This is a genomic window from Nocardiopsis sp. MG754419 (genome assembly GCF_018207095.1).
Classification (GTDB): domain Bacteria; phylum Actinomycetota; class Actinomycetes; order Streptosporangiales; family Streptosporangiaceae; genus Nocardiopsis.
In genome coordinates, this window is sequence record NZ_QOCZ01000008.1 from 17,881 (window position 1) to 36,184 (window position 18,304).

Consider the following 18,304-nt stretch of genomic DNA (forward strand, 5'->3'; position numbering starts at 1 on the left):
CGGGGCGGCCGGTCACACGGCCCCTCCCGGCCCGTTCTGGGCGGCCCCCTGGCGTTCGGTGGTGCGGGTGGCGATGGCCCAGGACAGGAGCGCCGCCACGGCGCACAGCCCGGCGGCGCCGAACCAGGCCAGGGTGTACTCGCCGGTGGTGTCGCGGATGAGCCCGGCGACGGAGGCGGCGACGGCGGCGCCGATCTGGTGGGCGGCGAACACCCACCCGAACACGATTGGACCGTCGGGGCCGAAGACCTCGCGGCACAGCGCCACCGTGGGCGGCACGGTCGCCACCCAGTCCAGTCCGTAGAGCACGATGAACACCACCATGGAGATGTGGACGGTGTCCGACAACAGGAACGGCAGCGCGGCCAGCCCCACCCCGCGACCGGCGTAGTAGACGGCCAGGAGGATCCGCGGGTCGACCCGGTCGGTGAGCCAGCCGGAGGCGACGGTGCCGACGATGTCGAAGATGCCCACCAGGGCGAGCAGCCCGGCGGCGGTGGTCTGGGCCATGCCGTGGTCGTGGGCTCCGGGGATGAAGTGGACACCGACCAGACCGTTGGTGGTGGCCCCGCAGATGGCGAACCCGAGGGCCAGCGCCCAGAAGGTGCGGCTGCGGGACACCCGGCCGAGTGTGGCCAGGGCTGCGCGGGCGGGGTTGCCGACGGCGACCGGCGGCGGGGTCCAGCCCGCCGGAGCTCCGTAGGGGGTGGTGCCCTGGTCCTCGGGGCGGTCGCGCAGGAACAGCAACACCAGGGGCACCACGAGCAGCGCGGCACCGGCCACGAGCAGGGTGGCGGTGCGCCACCCGTACGCACCGGCGAACCAGGCCACCGGCGGGAGGAAGACGAGCTGCCCGGCGGCCCCGCCCGCGGTGAGCACGCCGACGACGAGCCCCCGGGAGCGCACGAACCAGCGATCGACGACGGTGGCGGCGAAGACCAGGGCCATGGACCCGGTGCCGAGGCCGATGAGCAGTCCCCACGTGGCGACGAGAAGCCACGGGGCCGTGGCGAGGATGCTCAGCCCGGCTCCGGCGGCGACCAACAGCAGCCCGCCGGCGGCGACGATCCGCATGCCGAACCGGGACATGAGCGCGGCGGCGAAGGGCGCGGTCAGTCCGTACAGCAGCAGGTTGACGGTGATGGCGGCGGAGACGTCGCCGCGTGACCAGCCGAACTCCTCCTCCAGGGGCAGCATGAGCGCCCCGGGTGCGGCCCGGAAACCCGCGGCGGCGACGAGGGCCAGGAAGGCGATGGCGGCGATGATCCACGCGGGGTGGAGCACGCGGGAACCGGGGGTCGATCGCACGGGGGCTCCCTGCTGGCTATCTTAAGAGAAGTTGGACGGCCGAGGCTAGCATGGGGACCGCACACCCCTCACGCCGCCCTTCCGGGAGAGATGCCACGTGCCACTGCGCTCCGACTGGTCGGACAAGCCGTGCCCCATCGCGCGCGGCCTGGACGTCCTGGGCGACCCGTGGGTCCTGGTGATCCTGCGCGAGGTGTTCACGGGCAACGGCCGTTTCGACGGTCTCCGCGACACCCTGGGGATCGCCGACACCGTGCTCAGCCGCCGGCTGGCCCGCATGGTGGAACACGGCCTGCTCGAACGGCGCCCTTATCGGGACCAGGGGCGCACCCGACGGGAGTACGTCCTCACCGCGAGCGGCGAGGACACCCTTCCGGTGCTGCACGCCCTGGCCCGTTGGGGGGACGCGCACGCCGAGACGTCCGGCCCGGCACTGCGCGTCCACTGCACCGGCTGTGGCGGGGAACCGACCTCCGCCGACTGGTGCGTGTCCTGCGCACAGCCTCTGAACAGGCACAACACCGCCTGGCGCAGACCACGCTCCCCCGACGTCCTGCTTCCTCTGGCGCCCGGCACGGCACCGACCACGGCCTCCCCCGCCCCCGGCCCCGCCCAGGGACGGTGACGGTCCCGCAAGAGCACCCCGGCGAGGGAGCACCGCGCGACGGTGGGACAATGACCAGCGTGAATTCGCTGGTCAACATCGCCGTGTTCGGAATCGGGGGCGCCATCCTGGTGGCGGCCCTGCTCGGTCTGCTACTCGTGCTGTCGGGGAGCTCCCGTGGGGCCTCGCCCCGGATGCTCACCGCCTTCGGGGTGGCCTCGATCGTGCTGTGGGTGGTGCTGCCGGCGTTGGCCGCCCTGAACGCGATGTCCGTCGGCGCCGGGTTCTGGGTGGCCTTCGCCGGTGCGAGCGCGGTGGCGATCGTGATGTACGCGGTGAACGCCGCGCTCCTGCCCCTGGTCGTCCGCCGCCAGGCCCTGGTGAGCGGCCGGTCCGGACTGTCCGGGATCAGGCCCACCCCTGCGGTGCTGGCCGGTGGCCTGGTGATCTGTCTGGCCATGGCCCTGTTCGTGACCGGAGTGGCGGCCGTCCTCTCCTGAGCGGGGTGTCCCTCCCCGTGACCGTTTCCGGTCAGGACGGCACCCAGGGCGCCCGTCCTCTGTAGCTTCGTGCCGGGGTTCCCCATCGGGGAGCCCCGGCACCTGTGTGGGCGGAGCGAACGGAGTCGGGCATGCGCGCGTGGCGAGGGGTCGCTGTGGCGGTGACGGCCGTGTTGGTCGGGGGTTGTGGCGGCGAGATCGAGCCGGCCGACCGTGACTCCATCGACCAGTTCGACGTGCCCGCGTTGGACCCCACCGCGCAGCACCCCTGTGACCTGCTGCCCGACGCGACCGCGGTCGACCTCGGCCTGCTGGAGGAGGGCGGCTCCGGCAGCCGGCAGTCGGACGCCAACTGCTTCTTCACCAACGCGGTCGACTCCAGTGTGGACGTGTGGGTGGAGACCTATGACCCCGACACCGAGGAGGACGGGGCGCCGGTCGTACGGACGCTCGCGGCGGCCTTCGAGGGCGGCGCCGGCCATGAGTACGTGACGGTGGAGGGCTACCCCGGCCACACCGAGACCTTTCCCGACTCCTGCAACCTGGACGTGGCGCTCTCCGACGAGCACAGCCTGTTCGTCCAGGTCAGTGCGGACGACGCCTGCCAGACGGCGGTCCTGACGGCACGGGCCCTCATCACCGCCTCACCGGAACGGTGATCGGTCGCCCGCTCCTCGGCGGCGCGCACCAGGAGATGACCCGTGCCCGGGCCTCCGTACAGGGCCCAGGGGTGAGGACGTCACCGAACCCGTACGGCTCGGGCCGCGCCATCAGTGTGTCGGCCGTCGGCTCCGATGTCGCGACGAGCGCGGAGGGACACTCCGCCCGGGAATCGTCCCGCGGAAGACGTTCCGCGCCCATCCGCCCGGCGAAGTCCGCGGAGACCCACGCCGGGTTCTCGAACTCGTCGTGGAGGGTGGAGGCGCCCAGGCGCAGGCGTGTGGTGACGGCGACGGCCACCGTGATCAGGGAGAACGGTGCGGCCGCACCCGTGTGGTCGGGGGCCGTGAGGAGGCCGTACCCCTGGGCCTCGGCGGCCGAGGCCCAGGGGTCGACGCCGGTCTGGGGAGGGTGGACGCCGAACCGGAGGGGTCGCTTGCCCCGACCCCCGACACCGGAGGCCTCCCGATGTCCGGCATCAGTGGACCCCGCCACCCCGTGGGGAGGCGGGGTCCACCGTGGTCGGCCCTACTGCCCGCGCGAGCGGCGGTCGAGCTCGGCGAGGTAGGCGTTGTAGTCGTCCATGTCCGCGTCGTCGGAGCCGCCGCGGCGGCTGTGACGCTCCCGGCGACGCTCCTGACGCTCGTCGTCGCGCGACCACTGCACGACCAGCGCCAGCATCACCATCACCGTGGGGATCTCGCCCAGCGCCCAGGCGATACCGCCCCCCGCGTACTGGTCGTCGATCGGGTCGTCCATCCACGGGATCGTGAACTGGCCGTAGTACTCCATGGCCATCGGGGCGGACTGCTCCATGATGGCGATCCCGAAGAACGCGTGGAACCCCATCGCCACCAGCAGCAACAGAATGCGCAGCAGGAACGGGACCTTCCGTGGGGCGGGGTCCACGCCCACGATCACCCAGTAGAAGAGGAACCCCGTGAGCAGGAAGTGCACACCCATGAACAGGTGACCGAGGTGGTCGTTCATGAGCGTGGGGAACAGCGGCGTGAAGTACAGCGCGTAGGGGCTGAACACGAACAGCGGCGCCGCCACCGCCGGGTGGGTGACGAGCTGCGAGAACCGGCTGTTGAGGAACGCGTTGAGCCACTCGCGCGGCCCCCGGTCGCCCCGCTGCTCCGCGGGACGCAGCGCCCGCAGGGCCAGCGTGATCGGGGCGCCCAGGACCAGCAGGATCGGGGTGACCATGGCCAGCACCATGTGCTGGATCATGTGCGTGGAGAACATGATCATGGCGTAGGTCGCGAAACCGCTGAGCTGGACGGCGACGATGGTCAGCAGACCGGCGACGAAGGCGACCGTCCGGCCGACCGGCCAGTGGTCGCCGCGACGGACCAACCGTTGGACACCGCCCAGGTAGAGCCCACCGGCGATCACCACGAGCATGATGAAGAACAGGTCCGGGCGCCACAGGGTGAGCAGGTTCTCGAGGCTCATCTCCGGCGGGACGGGAAAGCCCAGGATCGCGGCGGCCGGGTCCACCGTGCTCTCCAGGGGCGGGGGCGGGGCGGTGCGCCCCAGGGCCACGGAGATCCCGATGACCGCGGCCATGATGAGGATCTCGACCCCGGCCAGGCGCAGGAAGGCACCGCGGCGGAAGGCGCGGCCGTCCGCGCCCGCGGGCGCGTCGGAGATCCGTGCCACGGCCCACCGGCGATGGGCGTAGCCGAAGACGCCGAGGACGGCGAACAGCACGATCTTGGCGATCATGAGTCGCCCGTAGTCGGTGCCGAACAGGTCCTCCAGCGAGTAGAGGCGGGCCAGTCCGCTGGCGGCGCCGCTGATGGCGACACCGATGTAGGCCCACAGGGCCATGCGGCTGAACCGGTGCGCGGCGGTGGCCGGGGCCTCGCCGTCGGTGCGCACGGCGTGGAAGGCGACCGCGGCCAGGCCGCCCACCCACACACAGATGGAGATGAGGTGCAGGGCCAAACCGGTGACGGCGAGTTCGTGGGCGCCCGAGGAGGCGGAGTGCCCGGTCAGGGCCGGCGGGGTGACCGCCACCAGGGCGGCGATGAGCAACCACAGGCCGGACGTGGCCCCGGTGGCCGTGCGCCCGAACAGCGCGATGCCCGTCGTGATGAGGATGACGAACATCAGGGCGATACCGCCGGAGACCGATCCGGCGTAGGCGGTGACCTCGTCGACGCTCACCTGACCCATGGGCTTGGCGAGGAACTCCGAGGCCTGGAAGTACAGGGTGGCCACGGCGGCCAGGGTCCAGGCCAGCGACGCCCAGGTGGCGGCGCGCACGTAGCCGACGGCCTGGTCGGACAGGTGGCCCTTGTAGGAGGGCAGCAGCAGGACCGCCATGAGGAGCAGTCCGATGGTGAGGACGGCGCCGGTGTCCATGACGGTCTTGGCGATGGGCATGCCCCAGCGCACGGCCTCACCGGCGTCGGGCAGCCCGGGGATGACCTGGGCGAAGACCGAGCCGCCCAGCACGAGGGCGGCGCCCAGGGCCAGGGCGCACACCAGGGCGGCGATGAGGGCGAAGAGCGGGACGACACCCGTGCCGGGGGCCCGGTCGGTGTCGGTCGGGTGTTCCTTGAGTGGGGAATTGTCGTTCTGTGCGGGAGGAGGCACGCGCCACTCCGTCGTCGAGTTCGGTCAACAGCAGGTCAGCGCCCTCGGCCGTGATGGCCACCGCGCTGCTGTGACGATCGGGTCCGGCAGGGGCCGTGCACGGAGGAACACCTCGACCAAGGTTAGACCGTTTACTACACAGTGTCGGACTCGGTCCCGGTCGACCACCCCCGTAAGGCGGGAAACCGCGCCCGTTGGTGACGTTTCCCCCATACGGAGGAGGCCCACGCGATACGCTCGACCCTCCCGCGAGTTCCCCACCCCGCCCCCTCGCACGTTCACCTCAGCCCGGCGCATGAAGGGGAAGCGATGCCCGATTTCGACACCGCCATCCGTTCGACACGAGTGGTGACCCCTGACGGGATCGAGGCGGCGGACGTGGTGGTCCGCGAAGGGCGGATCGAGGCGGTGCTGCCGTACCGTTCCGTGTCCGACCCACCGGACGAGCGGACCGGCTCCGCCCCCGAGATCGTCGACCTGGGCGACCGGGCCCTGTTGCCCGGGGCGGTCGACCTCGGCACGGGGGTGCACGCTCCCGGAGAGGACCTGAGCGACTCCTACCGACGGGTCGGATCCGCGGCCCTGCGCGGTGGGGTCACGTGTCTGGTCGTCTCCCCCGCACCCGCCCGGCCCGCCGTCACCTGCGCCGACTCCCTCCAGGTCCATCAACGCGCCGCCGCCGGCTGCCGGGTCTCCCTCGCCTTCCTGGGGGGTGTGCACCAGGGCACCGGCCCCCTGGACCTGGCCGATCTCCAGGCCGGGGGCGTGGTGGCCTTCCAGGCGTCGCTGTCCGACGGAGGCGCCCCGGACATGGCGGCGCTGGGCGACTCCCGGCTGCGCAAGGCCATGGTGGAGATCGCCGCCCTGGACTCGCTTCTGCTGGTGCACGCCGAGGACGCCGCCGAACTCGGCACCCCGCCGGTGAGCGCCGAACAGCGTCCGCCCCGGGCCGAGCGCCGGGGTCTGGAACGGGTGATCTCCGCCGCCCGGGTCGTGGGGGCGCGCACCCACATCACCCCCTTCACCGCCGCCGAGTGCGCGGCGCTGCTCTCGGCCGCCGGCGCCGCCGGGGTGGAGATGGGGGCGCACACCTGTCCGCACTACCTCTGTCTGCCCGAGGAGTTGCCGAGCCCGGACTCCCCGGCGCGTTCCTGTCGGCCGCCGCTGCGCTCGGACGCCAACCGCAAGGCGCTGTGGAGCGCCCTCCTGGAACCCGGCTCGGCGCTCAACACCATCGGCTCCGGCCACCTGCCGGCACTCGGTCTGTACACCCTGCAGTGGAGCCTGTCGGCACTGTGGACCGCCGCGCGTCGGCGCAAACTCACGCTGAACCATCTCGCCCGATGGACAGCCCAGGCCCCGGCCGACCTTCTGGGATTGGCCCGCGGGCGGATCCGACCGGGGTTCGAGGCGGACCTGGTGGCCTTCGACGACGAGGCCACCGGCCCGGTGCCCCTGAGTGACCCGGGACCGTACGCGGGGATGCGACTGACCGGCCGGGTCGAGCAGGTGTGGGTGGCGGGCCGAAAAGCACAGCCGTAGACCCGTGTCACACACCACACGTGAGCCTTACACCCTGTCAACATGGCCGCACAGGGCTATGCACATTGGCGATGGCGCTCAGGCGCCCTCGCAGTTCACAGTGGGAGGTATCGATGGCGATACCAGTGGGAGGAACCGTGCGCATCGGCGTGCCCCGTGAGATCAAGAACCACGAGTACCGAGTGGCGATCACCCCGGCCGGGGTCCACGAACTGACCCGTCGGGGTCACGAGGTCTTCGTCGAACACGACGCCGGCCTGGGTTCCTCCATCACCGACGAGGAATACCGGGTGGCCGGAGCCACCATCCTGGACACGGCCGACGAGGTGTGGGCCACCGGCGACCTCATCCTCAAGGTGAAGGAGCCGATCCCGTCCGAGTACCACCGGATGCGGGCGGGGCAGACCCTCTTCACCTACCTGCACCTGGCCGCGTCCCGGGAGTGCACGGACGCCCTGACCGAGCGCGGGGTGACCGGCATCGCCTACGAGACCGTGCAGCTGCCGGACGGTTCGCTGCCGTTGCTCGCCCCCATGTCGGAGGTGGCCGGTCGACTGGCGCCGCAGGTGGGCTCGGTGACCCTGCAGCGGCCCAACGGTGGTCGCGGGGTCCTCATGGGCGGGGTCCCGGGGGTGCGACCGGCCCGCGTCACCGTGGTCGGCGCGGGTGTGTCCGGGCTCAACGCCACCCAGATCGCCGTGGGCATGGGCGCCGACGTCACGGTGCTGGACCTGAACGTCAACAAGCTGCGGCACATCGACGCGGTGTACCGGGGCCAGGTCAAGACCGTGGTCTCCAACGCCTTCGAGCTGGAGCTGTCGGTCCTGGAGTCGGACATGGTGATCGGCGCGGTGCTGGTCCCCGGCGCCAAGGCGCCCAAGCTCATCTCCAACGAACTGGTCTCCCGCATGCGCCCGGGCGCGGTCCTGGTGGACATCGCGATCGACCAGGGAGGCTGCTTCGAGGACTCCCGCCCCACCACCCACGACGATCCCACCTTCACCGTGCACGACACCGTGTTCTACTGCGTCGCGAACATGCCCGGCGCGGTCCCCAACACCTCCACGCACGCCCTCACCAAGGACACGCTGCGCTACGTGGTGGCGCTCGCCGACAAGGGGTGGAAGCAGGCCCTGCGCGACGACGCGTCCCTCGCGGGTGGTCTGAACACGTTCGACGGCGACGTGGTCTACTCGCCGGTGGCCGAGGCCCACGGCCTCAAGCACCGCGAACTCGTGGACGTCCTCGCGAGCTGACCCGGGGTGTTCCGGGGCCCGCGTCGGCGCCCGGACCAGAGCACGCGTCCTCCGTTTCGACCCACGGGGTCGGACCGGGTTCCACGGGGGCCGTCCGTTTCGGACGGCCCCCTTCGGTGTGCGAGGGCGCGTTCGTACGGCCGTGTCATCGCCGCGCCGACGACGTGAGGGACGCGACCCTGGGCCCGTCCTCGCCGGACGAACCGGCTCCGACCCGCACAAAGCCCGTTCCACCAGGGACGGTGTCCCCCAGGCGGAGGACCGCACGGGGTGGTCGGGCGGGTCGGGCACGGGTACCGTCGAAAGTGGGTCCCGGCGACGGACCCGTTGCCCGTGGCCCGAACAGAGGTGGACTGTAGTGACGCACGCCGGAGCGGTGGCCCTGACCCGCATCGTCGAACTCGAACTGGTGCGTCTGCGGCCGTCACTGGCGGGGCGGGGCGCGGGCGGCGCCGCCCCGGTCCTGGTCCGGGTCTGCGACGGCGAGGTGAGCGGTTGGGGAGAGATCCCGAGTGTCACCCCGGACCGCTGGGACGCCCTGGCGGAGGTCTTCGCCCCCGCCCTGCTCGGGCACTCCTGGCGCCGGCCGACCGAGGTGGTCGACGCCTTCGCCGATCTCCCCTGGGACCCGGCCCTGGTGGGAGCGCTGGACACCGCCTGCTGGGACCTGTGGAGCCGGCAGCGCTCGACCCCGTTGGCGCACGCCCTGGGCGGATCGCGCACCGCGCTCACCGCGGGTGTGACCCTGGCCCGGCAGGTGACGCTGGAGTCGGTGGTGACCGAGGTGAACCGTCAGGTGGGTGCGGGGTTCCGACGCATCCGGCTGGAGGTCGAACCGGGCTGGGACTCCGACGTGGTCCGCGCGGTGCAGGGCAGTTTCCCCTTCCTGGTGCTCCAGGTCGACGCGGGAGGCCGGTACTCCGAGTCCCCCGAGGATCTCGACGCGCTTCGGGCCCTGGACGCCACCGGCCTGGTGGCCATCGAGGATCCGTTCGCCCCCGATGACCTGGGCGCGTACGCCCGTTTGACCTCCGAACTGCGCACCCCGGTGGCCCTGCACCGGTCGCTCACCTCGTTGGAGGACCTCGGGGAGGCGATCCGGGCCGAGGCCGCGGGCGCGGTGAACATCGACCCGTCCCGGTTGGGCGGACTCACGGCGGCGCGACGCGCGGTGGACCTGGCGGTGGACGCGGGTTGGCAGGTGTGGTGCGGCTCCTCGGCACGCACCGGCGTGGGCCGGGCGGCGACGGTGGCGCTGGCGTCACTGGCCGGCGCGACCCTGCCGGTGGAGATGCCCGGCGCGGGTGCGCGCGGACGTGATCTGGTCGTCCCGCCGGTGCGTGCGCACGATGGTGTGGTCCCGGTGCCGTTGACCGAGAGCGGGCTGGGGCACGAACCGGATCCGACGGCCCTGCCGGGCTCGACCGCGCGGACGCTGCTGCTGGACGCTCCGCGCACGACCGGCCCGGGCGGTCACTGAACGCGGGGCGCCCCGAACGACTTTAACCGAACGCCGTTAGGTAGAGTGGCGCACACCACAGGGGATCCGGCGGACGGGTCCGGCCCCGCACGGAACGTGGAGGCGTGGTGCGCGTTTTCGCCGACATCGACGAGGTCATCGCCGCCCAGGGAGAACGACTGGGCCGCACCGACTGGGTCACCATCGACCAGAGCCGCATCGACCGGTTCGCCGACGCGACCGAGGACCACCAGTGGATCCACCTGGACGCGGAACGGGCCGCCGAGGGCCCCTTCGGCGCCACCATCGCGCACGGCTTCCTCTCGCTGTCCCTCCTGGCGCACTTCTCCCAACAGACCTTCAGGCTCACCGAGAAGCCCCGGATGTCCATCAACTACGGGCTCAACAAGGTCCGCTTCCTGCAGCCCGTCGTCGTCGGCTCGCGTGTGCGGGACGCCGTGGAACTCCTGAAGGTCGACACGACCCCCAAGGGCCACCTCGTCTCCACCCGGCACACGGTGGAGATCGAGGGCACGGAGCGCCCCGCACTGGTCGCCGAGAGTCTGGGCCTCTGGGTGCCCTGACCCCGGTTCAGCGCGCGAAGCGCCGCAGCACCCGGCGGGCCAGGCTCGGGGTGAACCAGCGCAGCTTGCGTTCGGCGCGTTCGGCCCTCCGGCGCATCCGGTCACTGCGCGCGGTGGCCTGCTCCAGCCGGCTGCGGAGCCGCTCCACCGACTCCTCCTGGCCGTTGACCCCGGTCCGCCCCTCCAGTTCGGCCTCCTCCGGCCCGAGCGAGGCGACGATGCCGGTCGCGGGGGTCCAGTGGATCCCGAACACCTCCTCGACCAGCCGGTCCAGCTCCTGGTCCCGGGCCTGCGGGTCCAGCCGTCGCGCACGCTCGAAGGCGGCGACCCGCTCCAGTCGGAGCACGCCCTCACCCGCCGTGAGCGCACCGGGCAGCGGCGCGCACAGCAGACCGGCACCGGAATCGTCGCAGGCCCGGACCAACGCGGCGAGCGCGTCCGGCGTGGGCGGCGGGCCCGCCTCCATGTACAGGCGGAACGGGACCCGCGGGTCGGTCTCCGGCACCGACTCCACGAACCGCACCCGCGGATCGCCCCGGAAGGTCTCGTGCGACAGGCGCAGGTCGAGGTACTCCTCCTCCAGGGGCGGTCGACGGTCGTTGTGCAGGCGCGACCACGGGCCCACCATCCACAGCCGCAGGTCCGGGGTGGAGCCGCAGAGCAGCGCCCCCGCGGTGGCGTCGACCTCCTCCAGGGTGCGTTCGGCCACGTCCAGCACGACGTCGACCAGGGGGACCTCCCACTGACGCTCCGGACGCTTGCGACGCAGGTGGAAGTCGGGCACCCGGTTGGCGACGAACGGCATCCGGTAGCGCGTGCCGACGTCCCGCTGTTCCTGCATCTGCGAGCGACCCAGGTGCCAACTGCTGGTGTCCAGGTCGGGCACGAACACCGCGCCGCGTTGCGCCAGCCGGTGCCCGAACTCGCTGTCACCGCCCAGGACCAACTCAGGGTCCATGCCGCCGGCCGCGTCGTACAGACCGCGGTGCAATGACCCGGTGGCGCCCACGTAGACCTTGAAACCCTCGTGTCCCGCCGCACGCAGCAGGTCGGTGCGGTCGATGAACCGTTCGACCCAGTGCGGATCGGCGGAGTCCCGGTCGAACAGCGTGTCGGCCCGCCCCCCGGCGACCTCCTCGTACACGTACTCGGGGACCATGGCGGCGGGGTCGAAGTCGACGAACAGCTTGTGGCCCAGCACGACCGCGTAGTCGGCCTGGTGGTGCCAGCGCATCTGCGACTCGACGTGCTCGCGGTGGACGAGCATGTCGGCGTCCAACCGGAAGACGACCTGCCCCGAGGAGACCGCGACACCGGTGTTCACGGCGTGCGCCGAGCCCCAACCGCCCTCGGCGGACGGAACGATCCGCGTGTTCTCCGGACGGACTCGCGGCAGGGTGAGCGGCTCGGGACTGCCGTCGTCCACGACGATCACCTCCGTGAGGTGCGCCGGGTAACTCTGCGCCGCCAGCGACGCCAACACCAGGGCCAGCTTGTCCGCGCCTTCGTGCGCCGGGATGACCACGCTCACCGACAACGTCGGCGTCCACTCCCCCAGGTCGGGGACGCGCAGCGCGGTGTAGTCGTTGCGGTGGATCCGCGGCTGCTCGGGGGACCCGGGGCGTGGTGGGGCGTCCCCGGCCACCGTGGCCCTTTGGGCGTCGTCGTGCGCGGAGGTGTTGTCTGCGGTGGTCAACGGTGGCCTCCCGTGGTGGTCGATGACGTCGTCGGGTCGGGCGCGCCCTCGACACGGGTGCGCATCGGTCCCGTGGCGTCGAGCGGTGTGGCGGTTCGGGCGCCTTCCGTGGGATCGGCGCCGCCGCCCAGAGGCTCCGGGGAGCCCTCCAGGAGGGCACTGGGTCGCCATCCGGACCACTGCCTGCTGTTGCGGCGCAGGAAGTAGCCCATGTCGGCACCCCAGGTGTGGCCCTGTCCCGCCCGTCGCAGCAGGTAGCCGAGGCCGTGGGTGCGGTAGATGCGTCCCCCGTTGCGCCGCACGGCGAGCAGCAGTTGGCTGTCGATCGCACGGGGCAGCGGACGGAACCCACCGACCGCGGTGAACACCGACCGGTCGATGACGATCGTGCTGCCCACCACGTCCGGCGACGGCTTCTCGGTCTGGTAGCTCCGCCACACGGTCACGTCCAGCTCCTGGAGGTAGACCAGATCCTGGGTGATGCCGACCAGATCGGCCGAAGAGTAGTGGCGGGCCATGATCATGTCGGCGAGGTGGTCGGGGCCGTACCAGTCGTCGTCGTCCCACTTGGCGATCACGGTGCCCGAGGCGCGGTCGGCGGCGTCGTTGAGGACCGCGCCGAACACCTGGTCACCGGGGGCCTCGTGGACGGTGACCGGGACCCCCGTCACGGCGAAGTCGCGCAGGGCCGCCCGCACCTCGGGCAGGTCGGCGCCGAACCCGTGCAGTGCCAGGACCAGCTCGAAGCGGACGCCGCGCTGACGGGCGATCTGGGCCAGGGCGAACCCCACCAGTTCCGGGCGACGGGTACAGAGCATGACCGTGACCAGGGGGTCGGGCGGCAACGGCACACCGGCGCGGGTGGCCAGGGCGCGCCACCGGACCGACTGGGCGTGGGTACCGAACGCGGCGCGGCGCAGCCGGACGCTGTGCTCCTCCCGCGTGAGCGGGTCGGCGAGGTCCCGCTCCTCCACCGCGGTGAGCAGGGCGACGAGCCTCTCACCGAGGTCGGCCGCCCACACCGGAACGGGGCCGCCGACCAGGGGAACGCCGGCGGCGGCCAGGGCGGCCACCGCGCGCACCGCGGCGAGCGGCCCGGAGTGTCCGGTCCAGTCGACCCGGATCCCGCGCAGGTAGCGGATCCGACCGATGTCGAGGTCGGTGACGGTGCCGTCCTCGGGGAGGGTGCACAGGACCTTCTCCCCCTCGAGGATGACGGCCCGCTCACCGTGGGCGGTGAGGTCGCCCATGGGCCCGACGGCCTTCTTGGTGAACCCGATGGGGTTGACGGTGTACTCGTCGATGGGCGGCACCCGATGGGGGTCGGCCTCACCGTGTCGTGGTGGGACGGTGCGGGACAGCGAGGACCAGGAGCGGGCCGTGGTGGTGGGGGTGTCCAGGTGGGGGACGACGGGGTCCTCCCACGAGGGGAGACCGACGTCGTCGGTGCGCAGGGTGAGGTCGGCCACGGGCGAGACCCGGCGCAGCGGGACGGGACCGGTGGCGCTCACACCGGTCGAGGCGACGTCACCGGGACGCCACAATGCGCCTTCGTGCCCGTGGAGACCGACCAGGGGCACGGGGCGACGGCCACGACGTCCCCCGCGTACGCCGTACAGAACGCAGTCCAGGGCCTGGGCCGTCTCGACCGAGTTGGGGAAGAAGAGTTCGCACACCCAGCCGCGTTGGCCCATCCGGCGCACACGGGCCTCGAGGAGGTCGTTCCACTCGTCGATACCGGGAGGCGACGGCAGGAGAGGCCCCTGGTGGCCCGGGGTGTCGACGACCGCGACGAGCAGGTGCACGGTGTTCGGCAGGGCGGTGGCGGTGGTCAGCACCCGGTGCAGGTCGGTGACGCTGGCGGCCACCACCGCGACCAGCCCGGCGGTCGCGGTCCCCGTCTCCGTCTCGTGCCCGACGTCGTCGGCGCCCTCCACCAGCACCGGGTCACCCGACCGGTGGGCGTCCAGATCGATCAGGCGGTCGCCGGGGCGCAGTCGCAACGCGGCCAGTTCGCGCCTGGTCGTCACCGGGTCTCCGGTGTGGCACAGGACGGCGGGTTCGTCACCGCGGATACGGAGGGCCTGACGTACGACTGAGGTGATCATCGGGCAACCTTGGGCGTGGTGGGCGGGTGGAAACCGCAACGAAGCGTCCTACCCAGCGTCCCACAATGATCACTTTAAGTAACTTTCGTGAGCGGGTGTGTCGCCGCTCACCAGGGCGGGCACGGCCGGCGTGCCCGCCCTGTCCGGGTTCAGCGCGCGATGCGGCGCAGCACCCTGCGCCCCAGTCCGGGGGTGAACCAGCGCAGCTTGCGCTCGGCCCGCCGGGCACGAGCCCGCATCCGGTCGGCCTCGGTGAGCGCCTTGTCCAGGCGCTGTTGGAGCACCTCCGGGCGCGGGGCGGTCTCGTCCTCGACCTCACCGGTCGCGACGAACCGCTCTCCGGGCATCCAGTGCGTGCCGTGGGTCTGCTCCACCACCCGGTCCAGGTCCGTGCCCTCGACCCCGGGGTCCAGGTGGCGGGCGCGGACGTAGGCGGCGACGCGCTCCAGACGCAGCAGCCCCTCCCCCGCCCGCGTGGCGCCGGGCAGCGGCGCGCACAGCAGCCCGACGCCCTGCTTGTCGATCTCCTTGACCAGGTCGACCACGGCCGTGTCGGTCGGGGTGGGTCCCGCGTTCAGGTGGAGACGGAACGGGACGCGCGGGTCGGTCTCCGGCGCCGACTCCACGAACCGCACCCGCGGGTCGCCCCGGAAGGTCTCGTGGGTCAGACGGGGTTCGAGCAGTGCGTCGTCCAGCGGCGCACGACGCTCGTCGTTCAGGCGCGACCACGGGCCCACCAGCCACAGCCGCAGGTCCGGGGTGGAGCCGCAGAGCAGCGCCGAGGCGGTGGCGTCGACCTCCTCCAGGGTGTGGTCGGTGGTGTCCAGGACCACGTCGGCGAAGGGGACCTCCCACTGGCGGTCCGGACGCTTGCGGCGAAGGTGGAAGTCGGGCACGCGGTTGGACACGTACGGCATCCGGTAGCGGGTCCCGGCGTCGCGACGGGTCTGCATCTGGGAGCGGCCCAGGTGCCAGCTACTGGTGTCCAGGTCGGGCACGAACACGGCACCGCGCTGGCCGACCCGGTAGGCGAACTCGGTGTCGCCGCCCAGGACCAGCGCCGGGTCGAGCCCGCCCGCGGCGTCGTACAGGTCACGGTGCAGCGATCCGGTGGCGCCGATGAACACCTTGTAGGCCAGGCGTCCCGCGGTGCGCAGCCGGTCGTGCCGGTTGATCAGGCGTTCCACCCAGTGCGGGTCGGCCGTGTCCCGGTCGAAGAGCGTGTCGGACCGACCCCCGGCGACCTCGTCGCGCACGTACTCGGGGGTCATCGCGGCGGGGTCGAAGTCGACGAACAGCTTGTGGCCGAGGGAGACCCCGTAGTCGATGAGGTGGTGCAGGCGCATCTGCGACTCGACGTGCTCGCGGTAGACGAGCATGTCGGCGTCCAACCGCAGGATCACCTGACCCGAGGAGACCGCGACCCCGGTGTTCACCGCGTGCGCCGAACCCCAACCCCCGGGTGCCGACGGGATGATCCGGGTGTTCTCCGGACGCACCGGAGGAAGGGTGAGCGGCTCCGGACTGGCGTCGTCCACGACGATCACCTCCGTGAGGTGCGCCGGATAGCTCTGCGCCGCCAGCGACGCCAACACCAGAGCGAGTTTGTCCGCCCCTCCGTGCGCCGGGATGACCACGCTCACCGACAACGTCGGCGTCCACTCCCCCGAGCGCGGCAGGGTGAGCACGGAGTGGTCGTTGCGGTGGATCCGGGGTTGTTCGGAGAAGTCCACCTGCCCGCGGGGCAGCGGCGAGACCGCGCCGGCCGGTGTCGGGGCCGTCTCCGTGGTCGGGACGACGGTGTGCTCTTCTGTACTGGTCAAGGGTGTCCCCCGGGGTGCGTCGTGGCCATGACCGGCTCCTCGTGGACCGCGGTCGGTCCGCCCTGTGCTCCGGCGTCGCCGAAGGGGCGAGGCGCGCCTTCGAGCAGGACGCTGGGCCGCCAGCCGGTCCACTGTCGTGCGTAGTTGTGCAGGAAATAGGCCATGTCCTCGGACCAGGTGTGTCCGCCGCCGGTGCGGCGCAGCACGTACCCGAGTCCGTGGGTGCGGTGGATACGTCCCCCGCCCCGGGACACGGCGATGAGCAGTTGGGTGTCGATGGCGCGGGGCAGCGGACGGAAGCCGCCGGTCTCCTCCAGGACCACACGGTCGGTGAGGATGGTGCCGCCGGCGATGAACCGGGTGGCGGTCTCGGACTCGCGGCTGCGCCACACCATGAGGTCCACCTCCTGGAGGTAGATGAAGTCCTGGCCGGTGCCCACGAGTTCGGCCCCGGAGTAGGTCCGGGCCAGCACCAGGTCGGCGAGGTGTTCGGGTCCGTACCAGTCGTCGTCGTCCCACTTGGCGACGAGATCGCCCGAGGCGCGGGCCACGGAGTCGTTGAGCACAGCCCCGAAGATCCGGTCGGCCGGCGCCTCGTACACGGTGATCGGCAGACCGGTGGCCCGGTACGCGTCGATCGCCGCCGCCACCTCGGGCCGGTCGGCCGCGAACCCGTGCAGGGTCAGGACCGTCTCCAGGTCGACGCCGCGTTGGCGGGCGATCTGGGCCAGGGCGAACCCGACCATGTCCGGACGGCGGGTGCACAGGATGACCGACACCCGGGGCGCCGGTGGAACGGGGAGATCGACCGCGGTGGCCAGCGACCGCCATCGGGATCGCAGACCGTGGGTGTACAGGGCGGCCCGGCGCAGCCGGACGCTGTGCTCCTCACGGGCCAGGCGGTCGGTGAGGTCGGCGTCGGTGGCGTCGGCGAGGAGCGTGGTGAGCGCTGCGCCCAGACCGGACGCCCAGGCGGGCACCGGATCGGCGGTCAGGGGCACTCCACCGGCGGCCAGGGAGGCCACCGCGCGTACCGCCGCGGCGGGGCCGGTGTGCCCGGACCAGTCGACGTGCACCCCGCGCAGGTGGCGCAGCCGCGTCAGGTCGACGTCGGTGACGGTGCCGTCGGCCGCCACCACGACCAGGTCCTTGGCGCCCTCGCGGACGACCGCGCGGTCACCCTGCACGGTGAGGTGCCCGAGGGGCCCCTTCTCGGCCTTGCCGAACCCGGTGGGGTTGACGGTGGTCTCGTCGATCGGCGCCACGAGGGCGCTCGGATCGACCGGAGCGCCGGTGGCGGTGTGCCGGGGGGTGACGACGCCCTCGGCCAGGGCGCGGCCCTCGGGCCCGGTGAGCCGTTCCCAGGAGTCGGCCGTGGTGGTGGCCCGGTCCAGCACGGGCACGGTCGGCTCGTTCCACGCCGGTGCGGCCTCCGTCTCCCGCACGCGCAGGGCAAGGTCGGCCACGGGGGTGACCCGACGCAACGGGACCGGCCCGGCGGCGTCGATCCCGTGGGCACCGGTGTCGCCCGGGCGCCACAACGCGGCCTCCGGCCCGCTGAGAGCGGTCAGGGGTGCCACGGCCGGACCGCGACGGCGTCCCCGGGTGCCGTGCAGCACGGCGTCGAGGACCGGGCCGGACTCCACGGGGTTGGGGAAGAACACCTCGCACACCCAGCCGCGCGCGCCCATCCGACGGACCCGCAACTCCTGGAGGTCACGCCACTGACCCATGCCGGGGCCCGCGGGGACCGGCGGATCCTGGTGACCGGGCGTGTCCATGAGCGCCACGAGCACGTGGACGGCGCGGGGCAGGTGCACGGCGGCGGTCAGGGCCCTGTTGAGGTCGGTCGGGGTGGCGGCCACCAGGGCCACCAGCCCGGCGACGGGCTCCTCCTCGTCGCCTTCCGCGCCGCCGAGCGAGAGCGGCACGCCCAGGGGGTGGGCGCCCAGGTCCACGAGCAGGTCCCCGGGTCGCCGAGGCGCCCCGGACACCTCCCGCAGGGTGTCGGCCCCGCTGTGACAGAGCACGGCGGGTTCGTCGCCACGGGCACGCAGGGCCTGCCGGAGGACGGTGGTGATCATCGGTGACCTTCTCGGTTCTGCTGCGGATCACAGCGGGGACGGGGAGGCGGCGACGCGGGGCCTTCGGGCCCGG

Annotated in this window: 14 protein-coding genes; 7 read left to right on the forward strand and 7 right to left on the reverse strand. The window is 72.4% G+C overall.

The features are described from left to right. Positions 1 to 12 precede the first annotated feature (12 nt). Positions 13 to 1,308 carry an MFS transporter gene (locus DSY14_RS02830; protein WP_211714835.1) on the reverse strand — a complete coding sequence of 432 codons (1,296 nt, stop codon included), beginning with the start codon at positions 1,306 to 1,308 and terminating at the stop codon, positions 13 to 15. Positions 1,309 to 1,405: 97 nt separating this feature from the next. On the opposite strand from DSY14_RS02830, the gene DSY14_RS02835 reads away from it, so the two are divergent. From DSY14_RS02835 to DSY14_RS02845, 3 genes are all read left to right on the forward strand, one after another. Beyond that, the gene (locus DSY14_RS02835; protein ID WP_211714836.1) at positions 1,406 to 1,933 is read left to right on the forward strand and encodes a helix-turn-helix domain-containing protein; all 528 of its coding nucleotides are present in this window, start codon (positions 1,406 to 1,408) and stop codon (positions 1,931 to 1,933) included. A 50-nt stretch (positions 1,934 to 1,983) separates the two neighbouring features. Next, entirely contained in the window at positions 1,984 to 2,412 is a 429-nt protein-coding gene (locus tag DSY14_RS02840) for a hypothetical protein (protein WP_211714837.1), read from the forward strand. Positions 2,413 to 2,543: 131 nt separating this feature from the next. After that, positions 2,544 to 3,071 carry a DUF3558 family protein gene (locus DSY14_RS02845; RefSeq protein WP_211714838.1) on the forward strand — a complete coding sequence of 176 codons (528 nt, stop codon included), beginning with the start codon at positions 2,544 to 2,546 and terminating at the stop codon, positions 3,069 to 3,071. Here DSY14_RS02845 and DSY14_RS02850 read toward each other — a convergent pair. Together DSY14_RS02850 and DSY14_RS02855 are read right to left on the reverse strand one after the other, a co-directional pair. Continuing rightward, positions 3,049 to 3,567: an LLM class flavin-dependent oxidoreductase gene (locus DSY14_RS02850; protein ID WP_211714839.1), complete on the reverse strand. Its 519-nt coding sequence runs from the start codon at positions 3,565 to 3,567 to the stop codon at positions 3,049 to 3,051. The genes DSY14_RS02845 and DSY14_RS02850 overlap by 23 nt on opposite strands. Positions 3,568 to 3,600: 33 nt before the next feature. After that, positions 3,601 to 5,679 (reverse strand): cytochrome c oxidase assembly protein, encoded by a 2,079-nt coding sequence (locus DSY14_RS02855; protein WP_211714840.1) that lies wholly within the window; start codon positions 5,677 to 5,679, stop codon positions 3,601 to 3,603. A gap of 309 nt (positions 5,680 to 5,988) precedes the next feature. On the opposite strand from DSY14_RS02855, the gene DSY14_RS02860 reads away from it, so the two are divergent. The 4 genes from DSY14_RS02860 to DSY14_RS02875 all read left to right on the forward strand — a co-directional run bounded on the left by DSY14_RS02860 (position 5,989) and on the right by DSY14_RS02875 (position 10,520). Then, the gene (locus DSY14_RS02860) at positions 5,989 to 7,221 is read left to right on the forward strand and encodes an amidohydrolase family protein (protein WP_211714841.1); all 1,233 of its coding nucleotides are present in this window, start codon (positions 5,989 to 5,991) and stop codon (positions 7,219 to 7,221) included. 137 nt (positions 7,222 to 7,358) lie between these two features. Then, positions 7,359 to 8,477, forward strand: a complete 1,119-nt coding sequence (gene ald, locus DSY14_RS02865; protein ID WP_211714869.1) for an alanine dehydrogenase — start codon at positions 7,359 to 7,361, stop codon at positions 8,475 to 8,477. 358 nt (positions 8,478 to 8,835) lie between these two features. Then, positions 8,836 to 9,957: an enolase C-terminal domain-like protein gene (locus DSY14_RS02870; RefSeq protein WP_307851109.1), complete on the forward strand. Its 1,122-nt coding sequence runs from the start codon at positions 8,836 to 8,838 to the stop codon at positions 9,955 to 9,957. A 107-nt stretch (positions 9,958 to 10,064) separates the two neighbouring features. Continuing rightward, complete coding sequence (locus tag DSY14_RS02875) at positions 10,065 to 10,520, forward strand: MaoC family dehydratase (RefSeq protein ID WP_211714871.1); 456 nt, start codon at positions 10,065 to 10,067, stop codon at positions 10,518 to 10,520. A gap of 7 nt (positions 10,521 to 10,527) precedes the next feature. Here the strand turns inward: DSY14_RS02875 and DSY14_RS02880 are convergent, their stop codons facing one another. The 4 genes from DSY14_RS02880 to DSY14_RS02895 all read right to left on the reverse strand — a co-directional run bounded on the left by DSY14_RS02880 (position 10,528) and on the right by DSY14_RS02895 (position 18,231). Further along, positions 10,528 to 12,165 carry a glycosyltransferase gene (locus tag DSY14_RS02880; protein WP_307851110.1) on the reverse strand — a complete coding sequence of 546 codons (1,638 nt, stop codon included), beginning with the start codon at positions 12,163 to 12,165 and terminating at the stop codon, positions 10,528 to 10,530. A 47-nt stretch (positions 12,166 to 12,212) separates the two neighbouring features. Further along, complete coding sequence (locus DSY14_RS02885; protein WP_249187233.1) at positions 12,213 to 14,324, reverse strand: glycosyltransferase family 2 protein; 2,112 nt, start codon at positions 14,322 to 14,324, stop codon at positions 12,213 to 12,215. A 149-nt stretch (positions 14,325 to 14,473) separates the two neighbouring features. Next, positions 14,474 to 16,147 (reverse strand): glycosyltransferase, encoded by a 1,674-nt coding sequence (locus DSY14_RS02890; protein WP_211714843.1) that lies wholly within the window; start codon positions 16,145 to 16,147, stop codon positions 14,474 to 14,476. After that, positions 16,144 to 18,231, reverse strand: a complete 2,088-nt coding sequence (locus DSY14_RS02895) for a glycosyltransferase family 2 protein (protein WP_211714844.1) — start codon at positions 18,229 to 18,231, stop codon at positions 16,144 to 16,146. Before DSY14_RS02895 ends, DSY14_RS02890 begins: the two co-directional genes overlap by 4 nt. Positions 18,232 to 18,304: the final 73 nt, after the last annotated feature.